The 22,496-nt window shown below is 72.2% G+C and carries 24 protein-coding genes; 12 read left to right on the top strand and 12 right to left on the bottom strand.

The window, feature by feature from the left end; all coding sequences use genetic code 11:
- Positions 1-18: 18 nt before the first annotated feature.
- From AB0G01_RS09170 to AB0G01_RS09160, 3 genes are read right to left on the bottom strand one after another with little or no spacing between them, the layout of a single operon-like run.
- Entirely contained in the window at positions 19-1,047 is a 1,029-nt protein-coding gene (locus tag AB0G01_RS09170; protein WP_360941592.1) for a hypothetical protein, read from the bottom strand.
- A 4-nt stretch (positions 1,048-1,051) separates the two neighbouring features.
- Positions 1,052-2,497 carry a GTPase HflX gene (hflX, locus tag AB0G01_RS09165; RefSeq protein ID WP_360941589.1) on the bottom strand — a complete coding sequence of 482 codons (1,446 nt, stop codon included), beginning with the start codon at positions 2,495-2,497 and terminating at the stop codon, positions 1,052-1,054.
- A 42-nt stretch (positions 2,498-2,539) separates the two neighbouring features.
- Positions 2,540-3,025: a winged helix-turn-helix domain-containing protein gene (locus AB0G01_RS09160; protein WP_360941586.1), complete on the bottom strand. Its 486-nt coding sequence runs from the start codon at positions 3,023-3,025 to the stop codon at positions 2,540-2,542.
- Positions 3,026-3,079: 54 nt separating this feature from the next.
- Between AB0G01_RS09160 and AB0G01_RS09155 the strand changes: the two genes are divergently transcribed.
- Positions 3,080-4,324, top strand: a complete 1,245-nt coding sequence (locus AB0G01_RS09155; RefSeq protein WP_360941583.1) for an MFS transporter — start codon at positions 3,080-3,082, stop codon at positions 4,322-4,324.
- An 18-nt stretch (positions 4,325-4,342) separates the two neighbouring features.
- Positions 4,343-5,215, top strand: coding sequence for an SMP-30/gluconolactonase/LRE family protein (locus AB0G01_RS09150; protein ID WP_360941580.1), 873 nt, complete (start codon positions 4,343-4,345; stop codon positions 5,213-5,215).
- On the opposite strand, the gene dapF is transcribed toward AB0G01_RS09150, so the two are convergent.
- The 3 genes from dapF to AB0G01_RS09135 are packed head-to-tail and all read right to left on the bottom strand — an operon-like array spanning position 5,212 to position 7,609.
- Entirely contained in the window at positions 5,212-6,012 is an 801-nt protein-coding gene (gene dapF, locus AB0G01_RS09145) for a diaminopimelate epimerase (RefSeq protein WP_360941577.1), read from the bottom strand. The genes AB0G01_RS09150 and dapF overlap by 4 nt on opposite strands.
- A gap of 9 nt (positions 6,013-6,021) precedes the next feature.
- Positions 6,022-6,924, bottom strand: a complete 903-nt coding sequence (gene miaA / locus AB0G01_RS09140) for a tRNA (adenosine(37)-N6)-dimethylallyltransferase MiaA (RefSeq protein WP_360941574.1) — start codon at positions 6,922-6,924, stop codon at positions 6,022-6,024.
- A 4-nt stretch (positions 6,925-6,928) separates the two neighbouring features.
- A complete protein-coding gene (locus AB0G01_RS09135; RefSeq protein ID WP_360941571.1) occupies positions 6,929-7,609 on the bottom strand; it encodes a class III extradiol dioxygenase subunit B-like domain-containing protein in 681 nt (226 codons plus the stop codon).
- Positions 7,610-7,793: 184 nt separating this feature from the next.
- On the opposite strand from AB0G01_RS09135, the gene AB0G01_RS09130 reads away from it, so the two are divergent.
- Entirely contained in the window at positions 7,794-9,119 is a 1,326-nt protein-coding gene (locus tag AB0G01_RS09130; protein WP_360941568.1) for a DUF349 domain-containing protein, read from the top strand.
- Between the two features lie 98 nt (positions 9,120-9,217).
- On the opposite strand, the gene AB0G01_RS09125 is transcribed toward AB0G01_RS09130, so the two are convergent.
- A complete protein-coding gene (locus tag AB0G01_RS09125; protein ID WP_360941565.1) occupies positions 9,218-9,691 on the bottom strand; it encodes a hypothetical protein in 474 nt (157 codons plus the stop codon).
- Entirely contained in the window at positions 9,691-11,175 is a 1,485-nt protein-coding gene (miaB, locus tag AB0G01_RS09120) for a tRNA (N6-isopentenyl adenosine(37)-C2)-methylthiotransferase MiaB (RefSeq protein WP_360941562.1), read from the bottom strand. The genes AB0G01_RS09125 and miaB overlap by 1 nt, the downstream gene beginning before the upstream one ends.
- A gap of 254 nt (positions 11,176-11,429) precedes the next feature.
- Here miaB and AB0G01_RS09115 point away from each other — a divergent pair, with 254 nt between their 5' ends.
- Positions 11,430-12,389: a TAXI family TRAP transporter solute-binding subunit gene (locus AB0G01_RS09115; RefSeq protein ID WP_360941559.1), complete on the top strand. Its 960-nt coding sequence runs from the start codon at positions 11,430-11,432 to the stop codon at positions 12,387-12,389.
- 47 nt (positions 12,390-12,436) lie between these two features.
- Here the strand turns inward: AB0G01_RS09115 and AB0G01_RS09110 are convergent, their stop codons facing one another.
- Both AB0G01_RS09110 and AB0G01_RS09105 read right to left on the bottom strand, forming a co-directional pair.
- A complete protein-coding gene (locus tag AB0G01_RS09110) occupies positions 12,437-13,819 on the bottom strand; it encodes an ATP-binding protein (RefSeq protein WP_360941556.1) in 1,383 nt (460 codons plus the stop codon).
- Positions 13,820-14,497: a response regulator transcription factor gene (locus AB0G01_RS09105; protein WP_360941553.1), complete on the bottom strand. Its 678-nt coding sequence runs from the start codon at positions 14,495-14,497 to the stop codon at positions 13,820-13,822.
- A gap of 160 nt (positions 14,498-14,657) precedes the next feature.
- On the opposite strand from AB0G01_RS09105, the gene AB0G01_RS09100 reads away from it, so the two are divergent.
- The 7 genes from AB0G01_RS09100 (at position 14,658) to AB0G01_RS09070 (ending at position 20,271) form a co-directional block, all read left to right on the top strand.
- A complete protein-coding gene (locus AB0G01_RS09100) occupies positions 14,658-15,386 on the top strand; it encodes an amino acid ABC transporter ATP-binding protein (RefSeq protein WP_360943257.1) in 729 nt (242 codons plus the stop codon).
- A 62-nt stretch (positions 15,387-15,448) separates the two neighbouring features.
- Positions 15,449-16,336: a glutamate ABC transporter substrate-binding protein gene (locus tag AB0G01_RS09095; RefSeq protein WP_360941550.1), complete on the top strand. Its 888-nt coding sequence runs from the start codon at positions 15,449-15,451 to the stop codon at positions 16,334-16,336.
- 96 nt (positions 16,337-16,432) lie between these two features.
- Complete coding sequence (locus AB0G01_RS09090; RefSeq protein WP_360941547.1) at positions 16,433-17,080, top strand: amino acid ABC transporter permease; 648 nt, start codon at positions 16,433-16,435, stop codon at positions 17,078-17,080.
- Positions 17,077-17,934, top strand: a complete 858-nt coding sequence (locus AB0G01_RS09085; RefSeq protein WP_360941544.1) for an amino acid ABC transporter permease — start codon at positions 17,077-17,079, stop codon at positions 17,932-17,934. Before AB0G01_RS09090 ends, AB0G01_RS09085 begins: the two co-directional genes overlap by 4 nt.
- 110 nt (positions 17,935-18,044) lie before the next feature.
- On the top strand, positions 18,045-18,782 hold the full coding sequence (locus tag AB0G01_RS09080) for an EcsC family protein (protein ID WP_360941541.1): 738 nt from the start codon (positions 18,045-18,047) through the stop codon (positions 18,780-18,782).
- 457 nt (positions 18,783-19,239) lie between these two features.
- Entirely contained in the window at positions 19,240-19,470 is a 231-nt protein-coding gene (locus AB0G01_RS09075) for a hypothetical protein (RefSeq protein WP_360941538.1), read from the top strand.
- A gap of 372 nt (positions 19,471-19,842) precedes the next feature.
- Positions 19,843-20,271, top strand: a complete 429-nt coding sequence (locus AB0G01_RS09070; protein WP_360941535.1) for a CBS domain-containing protein — start codon at positions 19,843-19,845, stop codon at positions 20,269-20,271.
- Positions 20,272-20,356: 85 nt separating this feature from the next.
- Here AB0G01_RS09070 and AB0G01_RS09065 read toward each other — a convergent pair whose 3' ends face one another.
- Positions 20,357-20,887, bottom strand: coding sequence for an ABATE domain-containing protein (locus tag AB0G01_RS09065; RefSeq protein ID WP_360941532.1), 531 nt, complete (start codon positions 20,885-20,887; stop codon positions 20,357-20,359).
- 83 nt (positions 20,888-20,970) lie between these two features.
- On the opposite strand from AB0G01_RS09065, the gene AB0G01_RS09060 reads away from it, so the two are divergent.
- Positions 20,971-21,648: a maleylpyruvate isomerase family mycothiol-dependent enzyme gene (locus AB0G01_RS09060; RefSeq protein ID WP_360941529.1), complete on the top strand. Its 678-nt coding sequence runs from the start codon at positions 20,971-20,973 to the stop codon at positions 21,646-21,648.
- On the opposite strand, the gene AB0G01_RS09055 is transcribed toward AB0G01_RS09060, so the two are convergent.
- The gene (locus AB0G01_RS09055; RefSeq protein WP_360941526.1) at positions 21,632-22,408 is read right to left on the bottom strand and encodes an arylamine N-acetyltransferase; all 777 of its coding nucleotides are present in this window, start codon (positions 22,406-22,408) and stop codon (positions 21,632-21,634) included. The genes AB0G01_RS09060 and AB0G01_RS09055 overlap by 17 nt on opposite strands.
- Between the last annotated feature and the right edge of the window lie 88 nt (positions 22,409-22,496).

The raw sequence follows: 22,496 nt of genomic DNA, 5'->3' as shown, positions 1-22,496 counted from the left end.
CCGACCACCGGACGCGGCTCAGCCCCGGCGCGCCCTGCGGCGGGAGCGGCGGATCGCCAGGGCCACCAGCGCCAGGGCCGTTGCTCCCGCTGCCACGACCGGCCACAGCGGCCGGTCGTCGGTCTCCCCGGGTTGCCGGGGAGCCGCCGCGGTGTTGCTCTGCGGCGGGGGTGTAGTGGTCGTCGTCGGTGGGGCGGCCAGTCCCGCCGCGCCGGGGACCGTGCGGACGGCCGAGCTGGTCGCGCCCTGCGTGCCGAACTCCGAGGCGGACAGCAGCGTGCCGTCCGGGTCGAACGCGAGGGCCTCGCCCTGCGGCTCGTCCGGCAGGGGGATGCGGACGGGGTCCGCTTCCAGCGCCTTCACCAGGTCCCCGTCCGGGACGGGGAACAGGTAGGCGTCGGTGTAGGTGCGCAGCGCGGCGGTCCGGCCGTCCTTCGACAGGGCGGCCCCGGTGACGACCCGGGTCATGACCGGGCTCTGGAGCGGCCCGCCGGGGGTGTCGGTGCCGTCCAGGGAGACCTGCGCGACCTGTTCGAGCGGGGTCGGCGCGTTCTCGTTCCACGCCGTCGCGGGGCGGTAGACCAGCGCCGAGCCGAGGGGCTCCTTGGTGATGATGTGCGGGGTGCCGTCGGCGGCGAGGAGCAGGGCCTCGGCGTCGTGCTTGCCGTCCGGGTACGTGAAGCGGTAAATCCGTGCGGTGCCGTCCTGGCCCACGGCGTGCAGGGCGACGGTGGCGCGGGTCTTGCCGTTGTCGCCCGTGTCGGCCAGCCAGAGGGTGCCGTCCGGGGCCAGCGCCAGGTCTTCCACGTCGTACGGGTCGTTCGCGGCGGTGACGGTGTCGGTGATCCGGCACGTGCGGTCCAGCACGTGCACCTCGATGGTGCCGCTGTCGCTGTCGTTGACCGCGAACCACCGGTCACCGTCCGAGGCCAGCCCCGAGAGCTCTTCCAGGCGCTGGTCGGTGATCCGGCACAGCTCGCCGACGGCCGGCTGCGCTGTCGCGGAGCCGGCCGTCAGGGCCAGGATCAGGAGTGCGGCGGTCAGCACCGGGTCAGGTGCGGCTTCCGTTCACGGCGAACTGCTCCAGCGCACCGGCGAGGTCCGGGCGGACCCGGGCGCTGAGCTCGGTGCCCTCCTCGGTGTGCCGCTCCTTGATGATCTCGCCCTCGCGGTGGATGCGGGCGACGAGCTCGCCGCGCGCGTACGGCACCAGGGCCTCCACCACGACCTCGGGTCGCGGGATGAGGGAGGCGATGCGCTCCCGCAGCTCCTCGATGCCCTCGCCGGTGCGCGCGGACACCAGGACGGCCGTGGGGAACAGGTGCCGCAGCCGGGCCAGGCCGAGCTCGCCCACCGCGTCGACCTTGTTCACCACGAGGAGTTCGGCCGGCATCGGGTCGTCCCGGCGCTCGCTGATCTCGGAGATCACCTCGCGCACGGCCGTGACCTGCTTCTCCGGCATCCCGTCCGCGCCGTCGACGACGTGGACCAGCAGGTCCGCGTCCGCGACCTCTTCCAACGTCGACCGGAACGCCTCCACGAGCTGGTGGGGCAGGTGCCGGACGAAACCGACCGTGTCGGTCAGCGTGTACGGCAGGCCCTCCGGCGTCTGGCTGCGCCTGGTCGTCGGGTCGAGGGTGGCGAAGAGCGCGTCCTCCACCAGCACACCCGCCCCGGTCAGGGCGTTGAGCAGGCTGGACTTGCCCGCGTTGGTGTAGCCGGCGATGGCCACGTTGGGCACCGCGTTGGCGACCCGGGCACCGCGCTTGGTGTCCCGGATGACGCTCATCCCGACGATCTGCCGGCGCAGCTTGGAGATCCGGGCGCGGATGCGCCGGCGGTCGGTTTCGAGCTTCGTCTCACCGGGGCCGCGCAGACCCACGCCGCCGTTGCCGCCGCCCGCGCGGCCACCGGCCTGCCGGGACAGCGACTCGCCCCAGCCCCGCAGGCGGGGCAGCAGGTACTGCAACTGCGCCAGCTCCACCTGCGCCTTGCCCTCCTTGGAGGAGGCGTGCTGGGCGAAGATGTCGAGGATCAGCGCCGTGCGGTCGACGACCTTGACCTTGAGCTTCTCCTCCAACTGCCGGAGCTGGCCGGGGGAGAGCTCGCCGTCGCAGATCACCGTGTCCGCGCCGGTCGAGATCACGATGTCGCGCAGCTCGGCGACCTTGCCGGAGCCGATGTAGGTGGCCGGGTCGGGCCGGTCGCGCCGCTGCACGAGCCCTTCGAGCACCTCGGAGCCCGCCGTCTGGGCGAGCAGCGCCAGTTCGGCCAGCGAGGCGTCGGAGTCGGCGGCGGTGCCTTCGGTCCACACGCCGACCAGCACGACGCGCTCCAGGCGGAGCTGCCGGTACTCGACCTCGGTGACGTCCTGGAGCTCGGTGGACAAGCCCGAGACGCGGCGCAGCGCGGCTCGTTCGGCGAGGGCGAGCTCACCGGTGGACAGCTCGGCGTCGTGGTCGAGCCAGTCGTTGCTGTTGTGCGTGTTTTCCGTCATTTGCCTCTTATCGTCGCACGTCCAGGCGCTGTCGCCGAGTAGTTAATCCCCCGGGTAGATCGCGAGGTAGAGCGCCACGCGCTCCCCCGAGGGGTCGTCCGGCTCGGCGGCCAGCTCATCGAACAACGAACGGAGCCGCCGGTTTAGTTCCGCCGGGTCGACCCGGACGACGAGCCGGGTCTGGTTGAGCCGGGCGGGGTCGACCTCGGCGACCTCGGCCAGGTACGCCTCCAGCACCGCCTGCCCCTTCGTCGCGCCGAAGCCGCCGGACAGCCGCCACGACAGCCCGGTGGACAGGTACGGGATCTCGCGGGCACCCCGGTTGCCGGTCCGCGCCGGCTGGGCCTCCAGGAAACCCGTGGCGACGAGTTTGCGCACGTGGTGGAGCGTGGTGGCGGGGTCGCGGTCGAGCCGGTGCGCGATCTCCTTGTTGGTCAGCGCGCGGTCGTGGGTCAGGCGGATGATGCGCAGCCGCACGGCCGAGGCGAGGGCGGCGGCTTCGGCCTCCGTGGCCGGGCGGCGGTGCATGGTGCCAGGATAAGTGATTGACACTTTCCAATCACTTCGGCCACACTCCTCGGCGTGTCCCTCCGGCATCACCGAGACTTCCGCCTGCTGTGGGTGGGCGACACCATCTCCCAGTTCGGCTCGACCATCGGCCGGACCGCGCTGCCGCTGCTCGCCGCCGGCGCGCTGGCCGCCACCCCGCTGGAGATGGGCCTGCTGACCGCGGCGAACACCGCGGCCTTCCTGCTCATCGGCCTGCCCGCCGGGGTGTGGGTGGACCGCGTGCGCCGCCGCCCGCTGATGCTCACCGCGGACTTCGTGCGCGCGGCGCTGATGCTGTCCATCCCGGTCGCCTGGTGGCTGGGCACGCTCACGTTCGCCCACCTCGTCGTGGTCGCCCTGCTGGTCGGCGCGGCCACGGTGATGTTCGACGTCGCCTACCAGTCCTACCTGCCCTCGCTGGTGGGGCGGGACCAACTGGTCGAGGGCAACTCGAAGCTCACCGCGAGCCACTCCATGGCCGCGGTGTCCGGACCGGCCGCCGCCGGCGGCGTGGCGCAGTTCGTCGGCATGGCCAACGGCATCCTGGCGACCGGCGTCGGCTACGTGTGCTCGGCGCTGTTCCTGCTGCGAATCCGGACCGAGGAGCCCGCACCGCGTGCGGCGGACCGGACGGGCCTGGTCTCGGAGATCGCCGAGGGCCTGCGGTTCGTGTTCGGCAACCGGTCGTTGCGGGCGATCGTCGGCACGACCGGGACCGCGAACTTCTTCGACGGCGTCTCGCTGGCCGTGCTGGTGCTGTTCCTGGCGCGCGACCTCGGCCTGTCCGACGGCGTGATCGGGCTGCTGCTCGGCTCGGCCGGCCTGGGCAGCGTGCTCGGCGCGCTGACCGTGCACCGGTGGCACCGGAGGTGGGGCCAGATCCGGGTGATCTGGCTGTCGCTGCTGGTCACCCAGCCGTTCGGGCTGCTGCTGCCGCTCGCCGGCGACGGCTGGCGGCTGGCGTTCGTCGTGGTCGCGGACCTGTTCCTGGCGTACGGGGCGATCGTCTACAACATCGCGCAGGTCAGCTACCGGCAGGCGATCTGCCCGGACCACCTGCTCGGCCGGATGAACGCCTCGATCCGGTTCGTCGTGTGGGGCGCGCTGCCGCTGGGTGGCCTGGCGGGCGGTCTGCTCGGGACGCAGGTCGGCGTCCTGGCCACGCTGTGGGTCGCCTTGATCGGGCGCGCCATATCGCCCGTGTGGGTCGTGTTCTCGCCGTTGCGCACCGCGCACGACCCCGTCACCACTGCGGGCGATGCGGAACCCGTCAAGTGATCACTACCGTCGCGCACCATGGTTGACACCACCGTGGTGCGCGAGGGTCTCCGGTTCGGCGAAGGACCTCGGCGCGGACCGGACGGCCGGCTCTACTACTCCGACTTCTACGACCACGAGGTGCGGGCGCTCGACCTCGACACCGGCCACCAGGAGGTGGTCTGCACCGTCCCGGGCCGGCCGTCCGGGCTGGGCTGGCTCCCCGACGGACGCCTGCTCGTGGTGTCGATGGAGGACCGCACGGTCCGCCGGCTCGACGGCGGCGAGCTCGTCCGGCACGCCGACCTGAACGGCATCGCCACGTTCCACGCCAACGACATGCTGGTCGACGCCCGGGGCCGCGCGTACGTGGGCAACTTCGGCTTCGACCTGCACGCGGCGATCGCGGCGGGCGGCGAGGGGCCGATGTCCCAACCCGACTGGGTCGCGCCGGGCACGCCCCTGGCGCTCGTCCAGCCCGACGGGTCGGTGTCCGTCGCCGCCGACGACCTGAAGTTCCCCAACGGCATGGGACTGCTGCCCGGTGGCGGCGGACGACCGGACGTCCTGATCGTCGCCGAGACGCTCGCGTTCGGGCTGACGGCGTTCGACGTGGCCCCGGACGGGACGCTGTCGAACCGGCGCGTCTGGGCCGCGCTGCGAGAGCACTTCATCGCCCCGGACGGCATCGCCGTCGACGGCGAGGGCGGCGTGTGGGTCGCGCCCGCGTTGCAGCCTTACGCGTTCCGCGTGGTCGAAGGCGGCGAGATCACCCACCGCGTCGAGACCAGCCAGATCTGCTTCGCCGTCGCGGTCGTGGGGGACCGGCTCGTGTGCTGCACCGCGCCCACCTCGCAGCCCGAGGTGGTCGCCGCGGCCCGGCTGGCCAAGCTGGAGGTGTTCGCGCTCTAGAGGGCGTCCCACCAGGCCTGGTCGAGCTCTCCGCGGGCGAGCAGCACGGCCGGGCCGGTGAGGGTCGACGTCTCCTCCTCGACCACCACGGACACCTGTCCACCGAGGACGTCCACAGTGGCCTTGCCGGTGCGCCGACCGGTGCCGTGCAGCCACGCCGCGACGGTCGCGACCGTGCCCGTGCCGCACGACCGGGTCTCGCCTACGCCGCGCTCGTGGACCCGCATCCGCAGCGCCCCGTCGCCCAGCACGTTGACGAACTCCACGTTCACGCCCCGGGGGAACACCGCCGGGTCGTACTCGGGCTGGTCGCGCAGGTCCAGGGACGCCACGGGCGTCGTCGTCACGCACGCCAGGTGCGGGTTGCCGACGTCCACCGCGACCCCGGCGAACTCCACGCCGCCGACCCGCGCCGCCGAGGTCCCGGAGATCCGCGCGGGACCCATGTCCACGGTCACCGAGCCGTCCTCGTGCGCCACGACCTCGCGCTGCCCGGCCCGCGTGCCGACGGCGAACCCGCCGAGCGGCACCAGACCGGCCTCGACCAGGTAGCGGGCGAACACCCGCACGCCGTTGCCGCACATCTCGGCGATCGACCCGTCGGCGTTGCGGTAGTCCATGAACCAGGGACCGAAGTCGGGCCGCACGACCCGCAGCACCCCGTCCGCGCCCAGCCCGCGCTGCCGGTCGCACAGCGCCCGCACCCGCGACTCGGTCAGGTCCACCAGGCTGTCCGGGTCCGGCAGCACCACGAAGTCGTTCTCGGTGCCGTGACCCTTCAGAAACTCGACTCCCACCCGGCCAGGCTACTTCGCGACCAGCGCGAGCACGTCGGCGACCAGCCCGTCCGAGCCCGCGTCGAACCAGGTGACCCGCCGGTCGCGGCGGAACCAGGACCGCTGGCGGCGCACGAACCGGCGCGTGGCCCGCGCGGTCTCGGCGGCGGCGGTCGCCAGGTCGTGCTCGCCGTCGAACGACGCCAGCACCTGCTGGTAGCCCAGCGCGCGCGACGCCGTGCGGCCCTCCCGCAGCCCGACCGCCGCCAGCGCCCGCACCTCGTCCACCAGGCCGTCCCGGAACATCCGGTCGACCCGCCGGTCGACCCGCTCGTCCAGTTCGGACACCTCGCGGTCCAGCCCCACCAGCACCGTGCCGTAGCGGGCCGGACCGGGCTTGGGCAGCGTCGCCGAGAACGGCTGCCCGGTCATCTCGACGACCTCCAGGGCGCGCACCACGCGGCGGCCGTTGGTGGGCAGGATGGCCAGCGCGGCGGCCGGGTCGAGCTGGGCGAGCCTGCCGTGCAGGACCTCCGCGCCGAACACCGCCAGCTCGTTCTCCAACTGCCCCCGGATGCGGTCGTCGGTGCCGGGGAACACCAGGTCGTCCAGCACCGCCTGCACGTACAGGCCGGAGCCGCCGACCAGCACCGGGACCGTGCCGGCGGCCAGCAGCGACTCGACCACCGCGCGGGCGTCCCGCTGGTAGGCGGCCACCGAGGCGGGCTCGGTCACGTCGAGCACGTCGAGCAGGTGGTGCGGCACGCCCCGCCGCTCCTCGGCGGTGACCTTCGCCGTGCCGATGTCCATGCCCCGGTAGAGCTGCATCGAGTCGGCGTTGACCACCTCGCCGCCCAGTTCGACGGCGAGCCGCACGGCGAGGTCGGACTTGCCGGTGGCGGTGGGGCCGACGACGGCGACGGGGGCGTTCACGGGGTCAAGCCTCCCAGACGGCCACGTGGTAGCCGACCCCGAAGGGGACCAGGAGCTCCGACCGGGTGCACCGCCACGCGCCGGGCACGCCCGCCAGCACCTGCCAGGCGGCCCGCCCCCGCGCGCCCAGCTCGTCGGCCAGCGCCGGGTCGAGGGACCGCAGGGCCGCCACGTCGGCCGTGGCGAGCGCGGCGCGCACGGCCTCGTCGAACGGCCCGGCGCGGTCGTCCGGACGGCCCACGGCCCGCTCGCCGTGCCGGTGGGACCCGTCGCCGAGCACCAGCAGCGCCCGGCCGGGCAACTGTGACCCGAATGAGACGCACTCCGCCGGGGACAGGTCCGGCGGCACGAGGTGCAGCCGGACCGAGCGCGCGCCGGCGTGCTCCCGCAGCCACCCCGCCACCAGGGCGGGCAGCGGCAGCGAGGGATCCACAGAGGACGGCCGCCCGGAGAGCGCGACCGGCACGTCCACCCCGAACCCCCGGAACGATCCGGCGCTGTCGGCCAAGGTCCGGGGCCCGGAGGGGTCGACCGCGACGGCCGTCCAGTCCACGTCGTGGGCGGCGAGCTCCCGTGCCGCGGCAAGGCACGCGGTCCGCACGGCGGCGGTTTCCGCGACGGCTCCGGAGACCAGTTCCGGCACGAGCAGAGGAGGGTGCGGCACCACGGCGACACGCGAGATCATGGCGACCCACGCTACTCATCGGCCACCACCGGTACCGATGTGAGCCTTGACCTGTTTGAATGCGCGCGGGGTACTGGGCACTGTCTGAAGCGTCGCGGTACCCGGGTGCTGGGCCCCGCCATCGGCGGGGCGCCCGTGGTCGGCACGGGCACCACGAAGTGGGCAGGCGAGGAGGAAGCCGGCGATGACGGAGCACGAGACGACACCGGAAGCCACTGGCGACAGTGGTACGGGGGCAGTGGTCGAGGAGACGCGGGCGGTAAGCAGCACGCCTCCGCCGGTCCCCGTGGCGTCGGACCACCCTGACCGCTGGGGGCGCGTGGACGCGGACGGCACCGTCTACGTCAAGACGGCGGACGGGGAGCGGGTCGTCGGTTCCTGGCAGGCGGGCGAGCCCGCCGAGGGCCTGGCGCACTTCGCGCGCCGGTTCGACGACATCCGCACCGAGGTCGAGCTGCTGGTGACCCGGCTGTCGTCCGGGGCCGGTGACCCGAAGCACGCGCTGACCAGCGCGAAGCACGTCCAGGAGAGCCTGGCGGAGGCGGCCGTGGTCGGTGACCTGGCGGCCCTGGCCGCCCGGGTCGAGCACGTGCTGGCCAAGGCCGAGGAGGGCCTGGAGGCGGCGAAGGCGGCCAAGGACGAGGCCCGTGCCGCGGCGGGCGCGCGGAAGCTGGAGCTGGTGGAGGAGATCGAGGTACTGGCCAACGAGTCCACCCAGTGGAAGGCGGCGGGCGACCGGCTGCGGCAGGTCCTGGACGAGTGGAAGACCATCCGGGGCGTCGACCGGAAGACCGACGAGCAGCTCTGGCGGCGGTTCTCCAAGGCGCGGGACGCGTTCAACCGGCGGCGGGGCTCGCACTTCGCCGACCTGGACCGCCAGCGCGGCGTGGCCAAGTCCCGCAAGCAGGAACTCGTGGAGGAGGCCGAGAAGCTCGTCGAGTCCGACGACTGGGGCCCCACCGCCGGCCGCTACAAGGACCTGATGGTCGAGTGGAAGGCCGCCGGGCGTGCGCCCAAGGAGGCCGACGACGCCCTGTGGCAGCGCTTCCGGGCCGCGCAGGACGCCTTCTTCGCCAAGCGGTCCGAGGCGTTCTCGGAGCGCGACGCGGAGTTCGCGACCAACGCGAAGCTCAAGGAGGAGCTGCTCGCCGAGGCCGAGCACATCGACCCCTCGCACGACCTGGAGACCGCCCGCCAGCAGCTCTACAAGATCCAGGAGCGCTGGGACGCGGTCGGCAAGGTGCCGCGCGAGCGGGTCCGCGAGCTGGAGGGCAAGCTCCGCACCATCGAGGAGCGGGTGCGCGGCGCGGTCGACGCCCAGTGGCGCAAGTCCGACCCGGAGGCCGAGGCCCGCGTGGCCCAGTTCCGCGAGCGCGTGGAGCAGTTCGAGGCCCAGGCCGAGAAGGCCCGCGCCGCCGGCGACAAGCGCCGCGCGGAGCAGGCCGAGGCCCAGGCCCAGCAGTGGCGCGAGTGGCTCGCGGCAGCCGAACAGGCCGTGGCCTCGCGTTAGTCACGACAGCGGAACAGCCCGGTCCGGGGACTCCCCGGACCGGGCTGTTCCGCGTGGGCAACCCGCGGGCGACGCCCGGCCGACCGCCGCCGCCGGCTTCAGTTGATCGGCGGCCGGGAAGCGGCGATGCGCAGCCACTTGACCAGGAGCAGGACCACCGCGACGACCGCCACGACCAGTCCCGCGCCGGGGCCTTCCCCCGGCTGGTGGCCGGTGGTCGTCTGGGTCGTCCAGATGGACAGGACGCCGCTCACCGACGCCACGAACAGCGCCAACGAGGAGACCCACGCCAACGCCCACCGGCGCGCCAGCAGGGTCACCGCGGACAGCAGCACACCCCCGGCCAGGGCGGCGTGGGCGAACACCTTGGGGATGGCCCGCGCCTCGCCCAGCAGCACGTCCAGGCCGTTCCGCCCGCCGTCCCACGGCAGGACCATCGAGACCAGGATCGCCGACACCGCCACCGCGATGGTCAGCGCACCGCGACCCGGGTCGAAGCGCTTGGCGGCCGAGCGGCCCACCTCGTTGATCTCGGCCCGCAGCTCGGTCAGGTCGTCGCGTTCGTCGCTCATCATCCGACCGCGCACCCGCCGACGGCGGCCGGGAGCGGCTCCGGGGTGCCGAACTTCGGGAGTCCGAGGGTGACACCTGGCGTCTTGGGCTTGATACCGGCCTCCGAGCGGTCACCCGCCTTGGTGCGGCGGTGGGACAGGATCGCGCCGTCCGCGATCAGGTTGTGCGGCGCGGCGTAGGTCACGACCGTCTCCACGACGTCACCCGGGCGGATGCGGGCGTCGCCGGGCGCGAAGTGGACGAGCCTGCCGTCTCGCGCGCGACCCGACATCCGGTGCGTCTCGGCGTCCTTGCGGCCCTCGCCGCTCGCGACCAGCAGCTCCACCACGCGGCCGACCTGGAGCGTGTTCTGCTCCCAGGCGAGCTCGTTGACCAGCGTGACCAGCCGGTCGTAGCGCTCCTGCACGACCTGCTTGGGGAGCTGGTCGGGCAGCTCCGCCGCCGGGGTGCCGGGCCGCTTGGAGTACTGGAAGGTGAAGGCGCTGGAGAACCGCGACTCGCGCACCACGTCCAGGGTGGCCTGGAAGTCCTCCTCGGTCTCACCGGGGAAGCCGACGATGATGTCGGTGGTGATGGCCGCGTCGGGCATGGCGCGGCGCACGTCGTCCAGGATCGACAGGTACTTCGCCGACCGGTAGGACCGGCGCATCCGCTTGAGCAGGCGGTCCGAGCCCGACTGGAGCGGCATGTGCAACTGGTGGCACACGGCGGGCGTCTCGGCCATCGCCGCGATGACGTCGTCGGTGAAGTCCTTCGGGTGCGGGGAGGTGAACCGGATGCGCTCCAGGCCCTCGATGCCGCCCGCCGCGCGCAGCAGCTTGCCGAACGCGAACCGGTCGCCGAACTCGACGCCGTACGAGTTGACGTTCTGCCCGAGCAGCGTCACCTCCAGCACGCCCTCGTCCACCAGCGCCCGCACCTCGGCGAGCACGTCGCCGGGCCGGCGGTCCTTCTCCTTGCCGCGCAGCGACGGGACGATGCAGAACGTGCAGGTGTTGTTGCAGCCGACCGACACCGACACCCAGCCGGAGTAGGCCGAGTCCCGGCGCGCGGGCAGCGTGGACGGGAACGTCTCCAGCGAGTCGAGGATCTCGACCTGGGCCTCCCGGTTGTGCCGCGCGCGCTCCAGCAGCACCGGCAGCGACCCGATGTTGTGCGTGCCGAACACCACGTCGACCCACGGGGCGCGCTTGACGATCTCGCCCTGGTCCTTCTGCGCGAGGCAGCCGCCCACCGCGATCTGCATGTCCGGGTTCGCGGTCTTGGCCGGCGCGAGGTGCCCGAGCGTGCCGTACAGCTTGTTGTCCGCGTTCTCCCGCACCGCGCAGGTGTTGAACACCACCACGTCGGGAGCCGCGTCGCTTTCCACGGGCGTGTAGCCCGCGTCTTCGAGCATCCCGGCGAGGCGCTCGGAGTCGTGCACGTTCATCTGACACCCGAACGTGCGGATCTGGAAGGTCCTCGGGACCTGCAACGCGCTCACGTAGTCACCATATCCCCTGGTCAGTGGCCGGTGGAGGCCACGGTCGCCATGAGGTCATCACTGCTGTCCAAAGGGAGATCACTCCGTGGTGCGAGGTGGTCCGACGGCCGCACGCCGTGCGTGGATGACGCTCTGGTGTCCACCGAGCATGGTAGGCGCTCCGGCCGACCACCCCGGCCCACCGGCGTCGGTCCGGCCCGGCGAACTCCGTCCACCGGGTCCGTCGCACGCCCTGGACGTGCGACGATGCGGTCGTGTCGGTAACGCTGTTCAGAGTGCACGCCGCCGGGGCCGTGCTGGCCCTGGCCGCGCTGTCGGTGACCGCGTGCGGTGACGACTTCGACCAGGTCAAGCTCACCATGGTGGCGGGCAGCGACACGGGCGTCTACCACAAGCTGAGCACCGCCCTCGCGGACGCGTGGACGCGCGACCCGGGCATCCCGCGCCCGCAGGTCGTGGCCACCGCCGGGTCGGTGGACAACCTGGAACGACTGCGCACCGGTCAGGCGCAGGTGGGGTTCTCGGCGGCCGACGCCGCGGAGGAGGCGCAGTCCAACACCGGCGGTCACCGCCTGTACGCGCTGGCCCGGATGCACGACGACTACCTCCAGCTCGCCGTGCGCGACGACCTCCCGGCCACCAAGCTCGCCGACCTGAAGGGCCTGCGGGTCTCGCTCGGCGCGCGCGACTCCGGCGTGAAGCTGATCGCCGAACGGCTGTTGCGCTCGGCCGACCTCTCGCCGACCGAGGACCTGGAGCCCCGGTACCTGGACCTGAACGCGACCACGGACGCGATGCGGGCCGGCGCGCTGGACGCGTTCTTCTGGTCCGGCGGCGTGCCGACCGCGGGCGTCACGACCCTCGCCACCACCGTCAAGCTGCGGATGCTGGACCTGGGCGACGTGCTGCCCACCCTGCGCCGGCTCTACCCCGTGTACGGGTCGGCGACGCTGCCCGCCTCGGCCTACGAGCTGCCCGGCGGCCCGGTCGCCACACCGGTCACCACCCTCGTCGTCCGCAACTTCCTGCTGGTCACCGACTCGATGCCGGAGGACGTGGCCGAAGCCCTGCTGGGCGGGCTGTTCCGGGCGCAGCCGGAGCTGGTGGCGGTCAGCCCGGTGGCCCGGTCGATCGAGGTCAGGTCGGCGATCGAGACCACCCCGCTGCCGCTGCACCCCGGCGCGAAGAACTACTACCGCGACGTGAAGGTCTAGGGCGCACCCCCGGACCGCGACCCGCCGCCGAAACCCGGGGACAGGCCCTAGCCGGCCGCCGGGAACGTCACGGTGACCCGCAGCCCGCCGTCCTCGGGCAGGCTCAGCAGCACCTCGCCGGCCACCCGCTCCACGATCTGCCGCACGATCGCCAGCCCCAGCCCGGACCCCTGGATGTTCTGGTGCGCGGGGGAGCGCCAGAACCGGTCGGTGGCCCGTTCCAGCTCGTCCGGGGCCAGCCCGGGGCCCTCGTCGCGCACCGACAGGCGCACCAGCCCGTCCCGCCGCCGCACGTCGACCAGCACCAGCGTGTCGTCCGGCGCGAACTTCAGGGCGTTGTCCAGCAGCGCGTCCAGCACGGCCTCCACCCCGCGCGGCGGGACCAGCACCCGGCCGCCGGGCTCGCCGTCGAGCACCAGGTGCACCGAGCGCGCGGCGGCGGCCGGCTGCCACGCCGAGAGCCGCCCGGCGACCGCCCGGTCCACGTCCACCTCGACCGGGTCGACCGACGGCGAGCCGGCGCGGGCCATGGCCAGCAGCTCGTCCAGAATCCGGTTGAGCCGGTCCGCCTCGTCCAGCGCCGCGCCCTGGTGCACCACCCCGTCCCCCGACACGTGCCCGTCCAGGTTGGACAGTCGCAGCTTCAGCGCGGTCAGCGGGTTGCGGAGCTGGTGCGACGCGTCCGCGACGAACGCCCGCTGCGCGGCCAGCACGTCACCGACGTTGGCCGCCATCTGGTCGAACGAGCGGGAGAGCTGCCGCAGCTCGGGCGGCCCGGACGAGGACCCGACCGGCTGCACCGGCTTGCCGGACACCACCGCGCCCAGCAGCGCTCCGGTGGCGTCGTCCAGCCGGTGCACCGGCCGCAGCGTCCACCGCACCAGCGGCAACGCGGCGAGCACCGCGAGCGCGAGCACCAGCAGGCTCGCCGCGAGCAGCAGCACCCACCACCACATCACCTCGGTCCGGGTCTTGATGGTGGGGGAGAAGGTGACGACCGCGCCGCGCACCTCCCCGTCCACCAGCACCGGCTCGGCCAGCACCAGGTCCTCCCGGTCCCAGGGCATCAGCAGGTCGGGCGCGACCGGCTGCCGCCCGGCGAGCGCGCCCCGGACCAGGTCCGGCACGGGCTCCGACGTCACGTCGATGCCGGACCCGGACGCCGCGACCACCCTGCCGGAGCGGTCCAGCAGCGCTACCCGGATGCCGTAGAGGTCCTGGTAGCGGGCCAGCTCGCGGTCCAGCACGGCGGGTTGGTCGTCGATCAGCGGGCGCTGCGCGACGGACGCGAACCGGGCGGTGTCGGTCAGCCGGTCCAGGAACATCTCCTGCTGCTCGCCGGCCGCGACCCCGCGCCCGAGCGGCACGCCCATGCCGACCAGCACCACCACCACGAGGGTGAGCACGATGCCCAGCAGCCGTGATCGCACTCAGCCCCCGATCGAGCTCAGCCGGTAGCCGACGCCGCGCACCGTCTCCAGCAGCGCCGGCCGGCCCAGTTTGGTGCGCAGGGTGGCCACGTGCACGTCCAGCGTCCGGTTCGCGCCGGCCCAGGTCCGGCCCCACACCTCCGCCAGGATGCGCTCCCGGGTGCACACCGCGCCGCCGGCGGCCATCACCAGCGCCAGCACCTGGAACTCCTTGCGCGACAGCGCCACCGGTTCACCCGCCACGGTGACCTCGTGACGGGCCAGGTCCACCCGCACGTCGGCCGTCTCGAACACCTCGGTGCCCGCGACGCCGACCCCGACCGGGTCGCCGCGCCGCCGCCGCACCGCGTGCACCCGCGCCACCAGCTCGCCCACGTCGTACGGCTTGACCAGGTAGTCGTCCGCACCGGCGTGCAGACCGAGAATCCGGTCGTCGATCTCCCCGCGCGCCGACACCACGATGATCGCGACATCGCTCGCGGCCCGGATGCCGCGGCACAGGGTGACCCCGTCCACGTCCGGCAGACCGAGATCCAGCAACACCACGTCGACCCCCGCCAACCGGTCGAGCGTCCCCCGACCGGTGGCTTGTCGGTCTACCGTGAAACCACGTCGGGTCAGCGCCGGGACCAGCGCTTCCGCGACGCGGTCGTCGTCCTCGACCAACAGCACGCGCACCGGCGTCCTCCCGAGTCATCTCGCCTGCTTGTGACAGAGTTGAGACCCTAAGTCTTGCTCAACCGCCTGGACTGGTGTGGTGGCGCACACCTAGGTTTCCGCCATCGCTGAAGAACCCCCGTTGGAGGATCTGATGACCGCCCCCACACCTGCTCCGCCGATGATCCGGATGACGGGCGTGGACAAGTTCTTCGGGCCTCTGCACGTCCTCAAGGACGTCGCGCTGGAGGTGCCCAAGGGCCAGGTCGTCGTCGTGCTCGGACCGTCGGGCTCGGGCAAGTCCACCCTGTGCCGCACGATCAACCGACTGGAGCCCATCGACAAGGGCACCATCGAGGTCGACGGCCAGCCGCTGCCCGCCGAGGGCAAGGAGCTGGCCCGGCTGCGCGCGGACGTGGGCATGGTCTTCCAGTCGTTCAACCTGTTCGCCCACAAGAGCATCGTGGACAACGTGATGCTGGCCCCGCTGAAGGTGCGCAAGACCCCGGCGGCCGAGGCCCGCAAGACGGCCATGGAGCTGCTGGAGCGGGTCGGCATCGCCAACCAGGCGGAGAAGTTCCCGGCCCAGTTGTCGGGCGGGCAGCAGCAGCGGGCGGCGATCGCCCGCGCCCTGGCGATGCGGCCCAAGGTGATGCTGTTCGACGAGCCGACCTCCGCGCTGGACCCGGAGATGGTCCAGGAGGTGCTGGACGTCATGACCACGCTGGCCAAGGAGGGCATGACCATGCTCGTGGTGACCCACGAGATGGGCTTCGCCCGCAAGGCCGCCGACCGCGTGGTGTTCATGGCGGACGGGGAGATCGTCGAGGACTCGACGCCGGGGGATTTCTTCTCCGCGCCGAAGTCCAACCGCGCGAAGGACTTCCTTGGCAAGATCCTGACCCACTGAAGTCCCGTGACCGCGGCGCTGCCCGGCGTCGCCCGATCCCGATGAAGAGCAGGAGACAGACGATGAGGGTTCGCACCCTTGCGGTGGTGCTGCTGGCCGGTGGCCTCGCCTTGACCGCGTGCGGCAAGGAGGGGAGCCCCGGCGCGTCGGACCCGGCCCCCACGCAGAAGGTCGAGAGCGACGTCAAGGTCGAGGGCTCGAAGACGTTCGACAACATCACCAAGCGCGGCAAGGTCGTCATCGGCGTCAAGGAGGACCAGCCCGGTCTGGGCCTCAAGGACGCGACCACGAACAAGTACAGCGGCTTCGACATCGAGATCGCGAGGCTGATCGCCTCGAAGCTCGGCTACGGCGAGGACAAGATCGACTACAAGGCGATCGCGTCCGCCGGCCGCGAGCAGGCGCTGATCAACGGCGACGTGGACTACTACGTCGGCACCTACACGATCAACGCCGGTCGCAAGGAGAAGGTCGCCTTCGCCGGGCCGTACTTCACCGCGGGCCAGGACCTGCTCGTCCGCGCGGACGACGACTCGATCACCGGTCCGGAGACCCTCAAGGGCAAGAAGGTCTGCTCGGTCACCGGCTCCACCCCGATCAAGAACGTCAAGGACAAGGGGTACACGGAGCCGGAGAACATCTCCGAGTACCAGAACTACTCCCAGTGCGTGGCGAAGCTCGCCGAGGGGTCGATCGACGCGGTGACCACCGACGACGCGATCCTCAAGGGCTACGCGGCCGAGGAGAAGGACAAGTTCAAGGTCGTCGGCAAGCCGTTCTCCACCGAGCCCTACGGCATCGGCCTGGCCAAGGACGACAAGCCGCTGCGGGACAAGATGAACGACATCCTGGAAGCCGCGATCTCCGGCGGCGACTGGCAGAAGATCTACGACGCCACGCTGGGCAAGTCGGGCTCCCCGGCGACGAAGCCCGTGATCGACCGCTACTGATATCCGCGTCAGGCGCCACTGATCAGCACTGATGGTGGCCGGTGACCGCGGAGGTCACCGGCCACCCCCCGTTTCGTCCCCCGGCGAGGAAGTCCCATGAGCGTCCTTTCCACCTACTCCGACCTGTTCCTCAGGGCATTCGGCACGACCATCCAGCTCTTCCTGTACTCCGCGGTCGGGTCGCTGGTGCTGGGCACGCTCCTGGCGATGCTGCGGGTCAGCCCCGTGCCGGTGTTCCGCTGGACCGGCACGGCGTACGTGACCCTGGTCCGCAACACCCCGCTGACCCTGGTGTTCTTCTTCTTCGTGTTCGCCTACCCGCTGCTCAAGATGGTGAAGCTGGACCCGTTCCAGGGCGCGGTCGTCGCCCTGACCCTCTACACCTCGGCGTTCATCTGCGAGGTGGTCCGGTCGGGTATCAACACGGTGCCGGTGGGCCAGGCGGAGGCGTCCCGCGCGCTGGGGCTCACGTTCGGCCAGATGCTGTTCAGCGTGGTGCTCCCGCAGGCCATGCGCTCGGTGGTGCCGCCCCTGGTGAGCACGCTGATCGCGTTGCTGAAGAACACCACGATCTCTGCGGGCTTCTCGGTGGGCGACGCCGGCTCGATCAGCTACGTGCTGTCGGAGAACGGCGAGAACATGCTGCTCGGGCTGTCCTGGGTGGCGTTCTTCTTCGTCCTGCTGGTGATGCCGTTGACCGTGGTGCAGCGCGCCCTGGAGAAGCGTTGGAGCGTGGCCCGATGAGCTCCGTCCTGTTCGACGTCCCCGGCCCCCGGGCGCGGGTGCGGCACCGGATTCTCGCCGTCGTGGGCTCGCTCGGCGTGGTGGGCCTGATCGGTTTCGTGGTGTACCGCTTCTACGCCAGCGGCCAGTTCGAGCCGCGCCTGTGGGAGTGGATCCAGTACGAGAACATCCAGCTCGAACTGCTCGGCCGGCTGGGCAACACGCTGTCGGCGTTCGCGGCGGGCGCGGTGCTGGCCGTGGTGCTCGGCGCGGTCCTGGCGGCCGGCCGGCTGTCCGACCACGCGTTCTGGCGGGTGCCGGCCACCGTCCTGGTGGAGGTCTTCCGCGCGATCCCGCTGCTGATCCTGATCTTCCTGTTCTACTACGGCTCGTCGTCGTTCGGCATCAAGCCCACGCCGTTCATGGCCGTGGTGGCCGGTCTGACCCTGTACAACGGCTCGGTGCTGGCCGAGGTGTTCCGCGCCGGGGTCCTGTCGCTGCCCAGCGGCCAGGCCGAGGCCGCGTACGCGCTGGGCATGCGCAAGACCCAGGTGATGACCTCGGTGCTGCTCCCGCAGGCGCTGCGGGTGATGCTGCCGACCATCGTCAGCCAGCTCGTCGTCCTGCTCAAGGACACCGCGCTCGGCTTCATCATCACCTACCAGGAGCTGCTGGACTACGTGAAGTACCTCGGCGCGCAGGGCCAGTTCGGCCGGCCGCTGGTGCCGCTGACGATCGTGGTCGGCGCGATGTACATCGCGATGTGCCTGCTGCTCACCTGGCTGGCGACGTGGCTGGAGAAGCGCAACCGGCGCAACAAGAAGACCGTGAAACCGGTCCAGGACGCGAAGCCGGTCGTACCGGCCGACGCGTAGCACCGCCCGCCGGGAGGGGGAGCCGGGTGCCGGCTCCCCCTCCCGCGTCCGGGCGGCCCGAGGGCCTCCGCACCGCCCCTGGTGCGGGCGGGCCTTGTAATCTCGCGGGTATGGCTGAAGAACCCGGCGCACTGGTGAATGCGCGGCAAGGCGCGGTCGACCACCTGCTGCGCGTCGGCATCGACGGCTTCGGCCCGTTCAAGAGCGCCCAGCAGGTGGCGGGTGACCTGCTCGAACAGGGGATGACCAGGGACGAGTCGATCCGCAGCCTGATCCGCTCGCACGTCACGGCGGCGGGCATCCAGGGGTTCGCGACCAACCTCGGCGGCCTGATCACCCTCCCCGTGACGCTGCCCGCCAACATCGCGGCGGCCTACCTGGTGCAGACCCACCTGATCGCGTCCATCGCCGCCGTCCAGGGCCACGACCTGGAGAGCGACGAGGTGCGCACGGCGATCCTGGTGTGCCTGCTCGGCAACGCGGGCACCGAGGTGCTCAAGAAGGCCGGTATCAAGGCGGGCTCGAAGCTCACCATGAGCCTGATCGAGCGCATCCCGGCGCAGCTCATCCGGGAGATCAACAAGCGGGTGGGGTTCACCCTGCTGGCCAAGTACGGCACCGCCAAGGCGGGCATCACGCTGGCCAAGGGCGTGCCGCTGGTCGGCGGCGTGATCGGCGGGTCGTTCGACGCGATGACCACCCGGGCGGTCGGCGGCTTCGCCCGCCGCTTCTTCGCCTCGCCGCCCGGTGCGCCGGGGGTGGTGGACGGGAACGTGGTGGAGCCCGACGTGCTGGAGGGCGAGATCGTCGGCGAGATCCGGTACGACGAGAGCTCCGGCCGCGATTGAGCCCGGTCGTCCCACCGCGTCCACAGAGGACACTCCGGCCGCTGTGTCCTCGATCGCTTCGGAAAACACTTGGCAATGCGGACCCGGACCCGCTACGGTCTGTGTCATGTTCTTCCAGATCTACCTCTGAGGATTCCTCCTCCTTCGCGCCGCACCAGGCTGCTGAGCCGGTGCCGAGCGCTCTTCTCCTGGTGGCCCTAGCGGCTCTTTGACGACCCTTTTCGCTTGCGAGCGGGTCGTATGCCTTTGCACGCCTCGAATTTCCCAAGGAGGCGGTCGTATGCCCACCATGCGTACTGGACAACCCGACGACGGTCAGCCGGGCAACCGGCGAGTTCGTCGTTCCAACGGCGCGGCACAGCCGCGCCCCGGCGGCGGACGTGTCGTCGTCAACCCGCGTCACTACGCCCAGCGACGTCGCTGACCAGCGGTGTCGCCACACCCAGGAGGCTTTCCGATGACCGATCAGAAGAACACCCCGAGCGACGCCGAGCAGCTCCAGGCCGAGCCCGCCCAGCCCGAGCAGGCCGAGTCCGAACTGGCCGAGCCGGAGCAGCCCGTCGCCCAGAACCGTCGCGAACGCCGCGGTCACGCCCAGAAGAACGACGGCGTGAACAAGGTGCCCGGCCGGCCGCAGCAGACGAATTTCGTCGGGCGCAGGGTTTTCCGCCGCACCTCCGGCGGCTGAACCCCGCCGTGAATCCGGTGCCGTGAATCCGGTGCCGTGACATCACGCGGTACCGGTGGTGCGCGAATCCCGCGCTCGCGGTCGGCTTTCCCCGAGCCGCCGGCGTCCCGTTTCCCGGGACGCCGGCGGCCGGTGGTCGTGCTCCGCTGCCCGGACCTCGCCGGTCGGGTCCGCCGATCGGCCGTTCGGGTGCCGGAGCCGTGCCGCGGTGTCCCGCTCCGCGTCCGGGACCGGCCCCGCCGGCCACCGGGAGAGGGGCGCTCACCTGGGCAATCCGGTCGATTCGGGCTGGTGGTCTGCCGTTGGGGCCCCGCGCGAACTAGCCTGATCCGGGTAGCACCGGATCTGGCCGAGATCAGGGAGGCGCGCCACATGAGGATCGCGGACGTGTTGCGGAACAAGGGCTCGGCCGTGGCCACGGTCAGAGCGGACTCCTCGGTGGCGGAGCTGGTAGCCGTGCTGGCGGAGCACAACGTGGGTGCCATGGTCGTCGTGGGCGACTCCGGCATCGCCGGGATCGTGTCGGAGCGCGACGTCGTCCGCCGCCTGCACGACCGGGGCGCGGACCTGCTGGCCGCGCCGGTGGCCGAGATCATGACCGTCGAGGTGCTCACCTGTTCGCCGAAGGACTCGGTGGACAGCCTCACCGTGTTGATGACCGAGCGCCGGATCAGGCACGTGCCGGTCGTCGAGGACGGCGAGCTGGTCGGCATCGTCAGCATCGGCGACGTGGTCAAGAGCCGGATCAGCCAGCTCGAAGAGGGCCGGGACCAGTTGACGGCCTACATCGCCCAGGGCTGAGGCGTGACGGCGGGGCGCTGGCCGACCCGGCGAGCGTCCCCGCCGGTTCCCCCGGCCCGCCCCCTCGGCGCTGCTCGTCGGCCGGTCAGTCGCGCGCCTTGTGGTAGTGCCGGCTGACCCTGGCCCGGTTGCCGCACGAGGGTTTGCACCACTGCTGCTGCGGGTGGGCCTTCACGAAGTACCTGACGCACCGGGGCGCGGGACAGGCGCGCAGGTCGGCGCGCTCACCGCCGGCCAGGAACTCGATCGCGGCCGTCGCCAGCTCGGCCAGCAGCCGCTCGCCCTCCGTCGCGCGGTCGACGTAGCGCAGCCGCAACGGCTCCTCCCACTCCAGCCGCGCCGCCCGGGGCACCCGCGCCGAGGTGTCGTTGACCAGGTGCAACGCGTCGTCGAGCGGCATCAGGTGCGGGGTGTCCAGGCGCTCTCCGGCGTTCGTGGCGCGCGCGAGCAGCGAGCGCACCGCCCAGCGCAGCTCGACCACCCGCAGCCGCAGTTCCTCGGACACCGCGTCGACGTGCGCCCACGCGGCCAGTCCGGCGACGGTGGCGAGGTCGTCGGTCAGTCCGCCGTGCCCGTTGTGGCGGACCGTGCTCGCGAACTCCAACGCCCTGCTCATGCGCACATCCTAATGGACTTGGGGACCCAGCCCCGATATGTTCCTAACGGCTCACGTCACTCAACCCGTTAGGGAGACTCGTGATGAACAGCGATGTCGCGCCCACCACCGTGCTCGACGCGGCACTGGACGCGCACCGACGCCTGCGCGCGATCATCGAGGGGCTGACCGACGCCCAGGTCGGCGAGCCGTCCGCGCTGCCGGGTTGGACGCGCGGTCACGTGCTCGCGCACCTCGCGAACGTGACCGGGGCGATGGCCCGCCAGGCCGAGCTGGAGGGCACGGAGGTCGAGCCGTACCCCGGTGGGCGGCCCGCGCGGGACGCCGCCATCGAGGCCGCCGCCGGACGTTCCGCCGCCGGGCACCGCGCGGCGATCGAGGCCGCCGCGGCGCGACTGGCCACCGCGTGGTCCGGTGTGCGCGACTGGAACACGCCGGTCGGCTACCGGGACGGCGTGCTGCGGGACACGGCCTGCGCGGTGTGGCGGGAAGTCGAGATCCACGCGCTGGACCTGGACCTCGTGCCCGTCGCGTGGTCGCCGGAATTCCGCGACCACGTGGTGGACTTCCTGGCCGCGCGCGTGCCCGAGGGCGTCCGGGTGACCTTGGTGTCCACGGACGACGGCCGGCGGTGGACCATCGGCTCCGGCCGGGACGTCGAGCTGCGGGGCGGGTCCGACGACCTGGTCGCGTGGCTCGCCGGCCGCGCGCCGAGGACCGCGCTCACCGGCGAGCCGCCCGAGCTCAGCCCCTGGCCCTAGGCAGCTCCAGCCCGAAGTCGTCGCGCAGCGCGGCGGCCTGCTCCTGCGGGGTCAGGACGCGCTTGCGCGGCCCGTCCGCCGGGGTGGCCACGGTCAACTGGTCGTCGGCGAGCGAGTAGCGGGCGTGCTCGTCGGTGCGCTGCACCAGCAGCCGGCCGACGAACGCGCTCGACGGGTGCGTCGACAGGTAGTAGTTGAGGATCTCGAAGTCCGCGACCGTGCGCGGGTCCTCGGTGAAGTCGTACAGCGGCAGCCACTCGCCGGCCTGGTACGAGCTCAACGTCCACACCGCGCCGTCCAGGTCGAGCCGGAACGACCACTCGCCCTGCTGCTCGAACGCGTCCTGCAACAGCGGCAGCGGCGTCAGCAGCCCACCGCCGCCGAAACCCACGTCCGCCAGCCACTTCCGGTCCACCCGCAGCAGCGCGTGGGTGCGCGGGATGTCACCGTCGCGGCCCAGCAGCACCCGCGCGGCGAGGGCCGTGACCTGGAACCCGAGCCGTTCCAGCACGGCCGCGAACAGGAGGTTCTGCTCGTAGCAGTACCCGCCCCGGCGACGGCGCACCAGCTTGTCCTGGAGCGAGGGCACGTCCAGGGCGATCGGCACGCCCAGGCGGATGTCGGCGTTCTCGAAGGAGATCGACCGCAGGTGCGCGCGGTGCAGCCCGCGCAGGGTGGTCACCGCGTCGGCGTCCGGGTCGGGCCGGAAGTCGACGCGGGTCAGGTACGCGTCGAGGTCGAGGAGTTCACCGTTCCACACCGGCCCAGCATGTCACCGGTCCGGCCGGCGGGCGGCTCCGGGACCGGCCGCGCCCTCGGCGACCCGTCCGGTGCGGACCGCAACCGCT

The organism is Actinosynnema sp. NPDC023587, assembly GCF_040640215.1.
In the GTDB taxonomy this organism is placed as follows: Bacteria; Actinomycetota; Actinomycetes; order Mycobacteriales; family Pseudonocardiaceae; genus Actinosynnema.
This window is presented reverse-complemented; position numbering and strand designations above follow the sequence as displayed.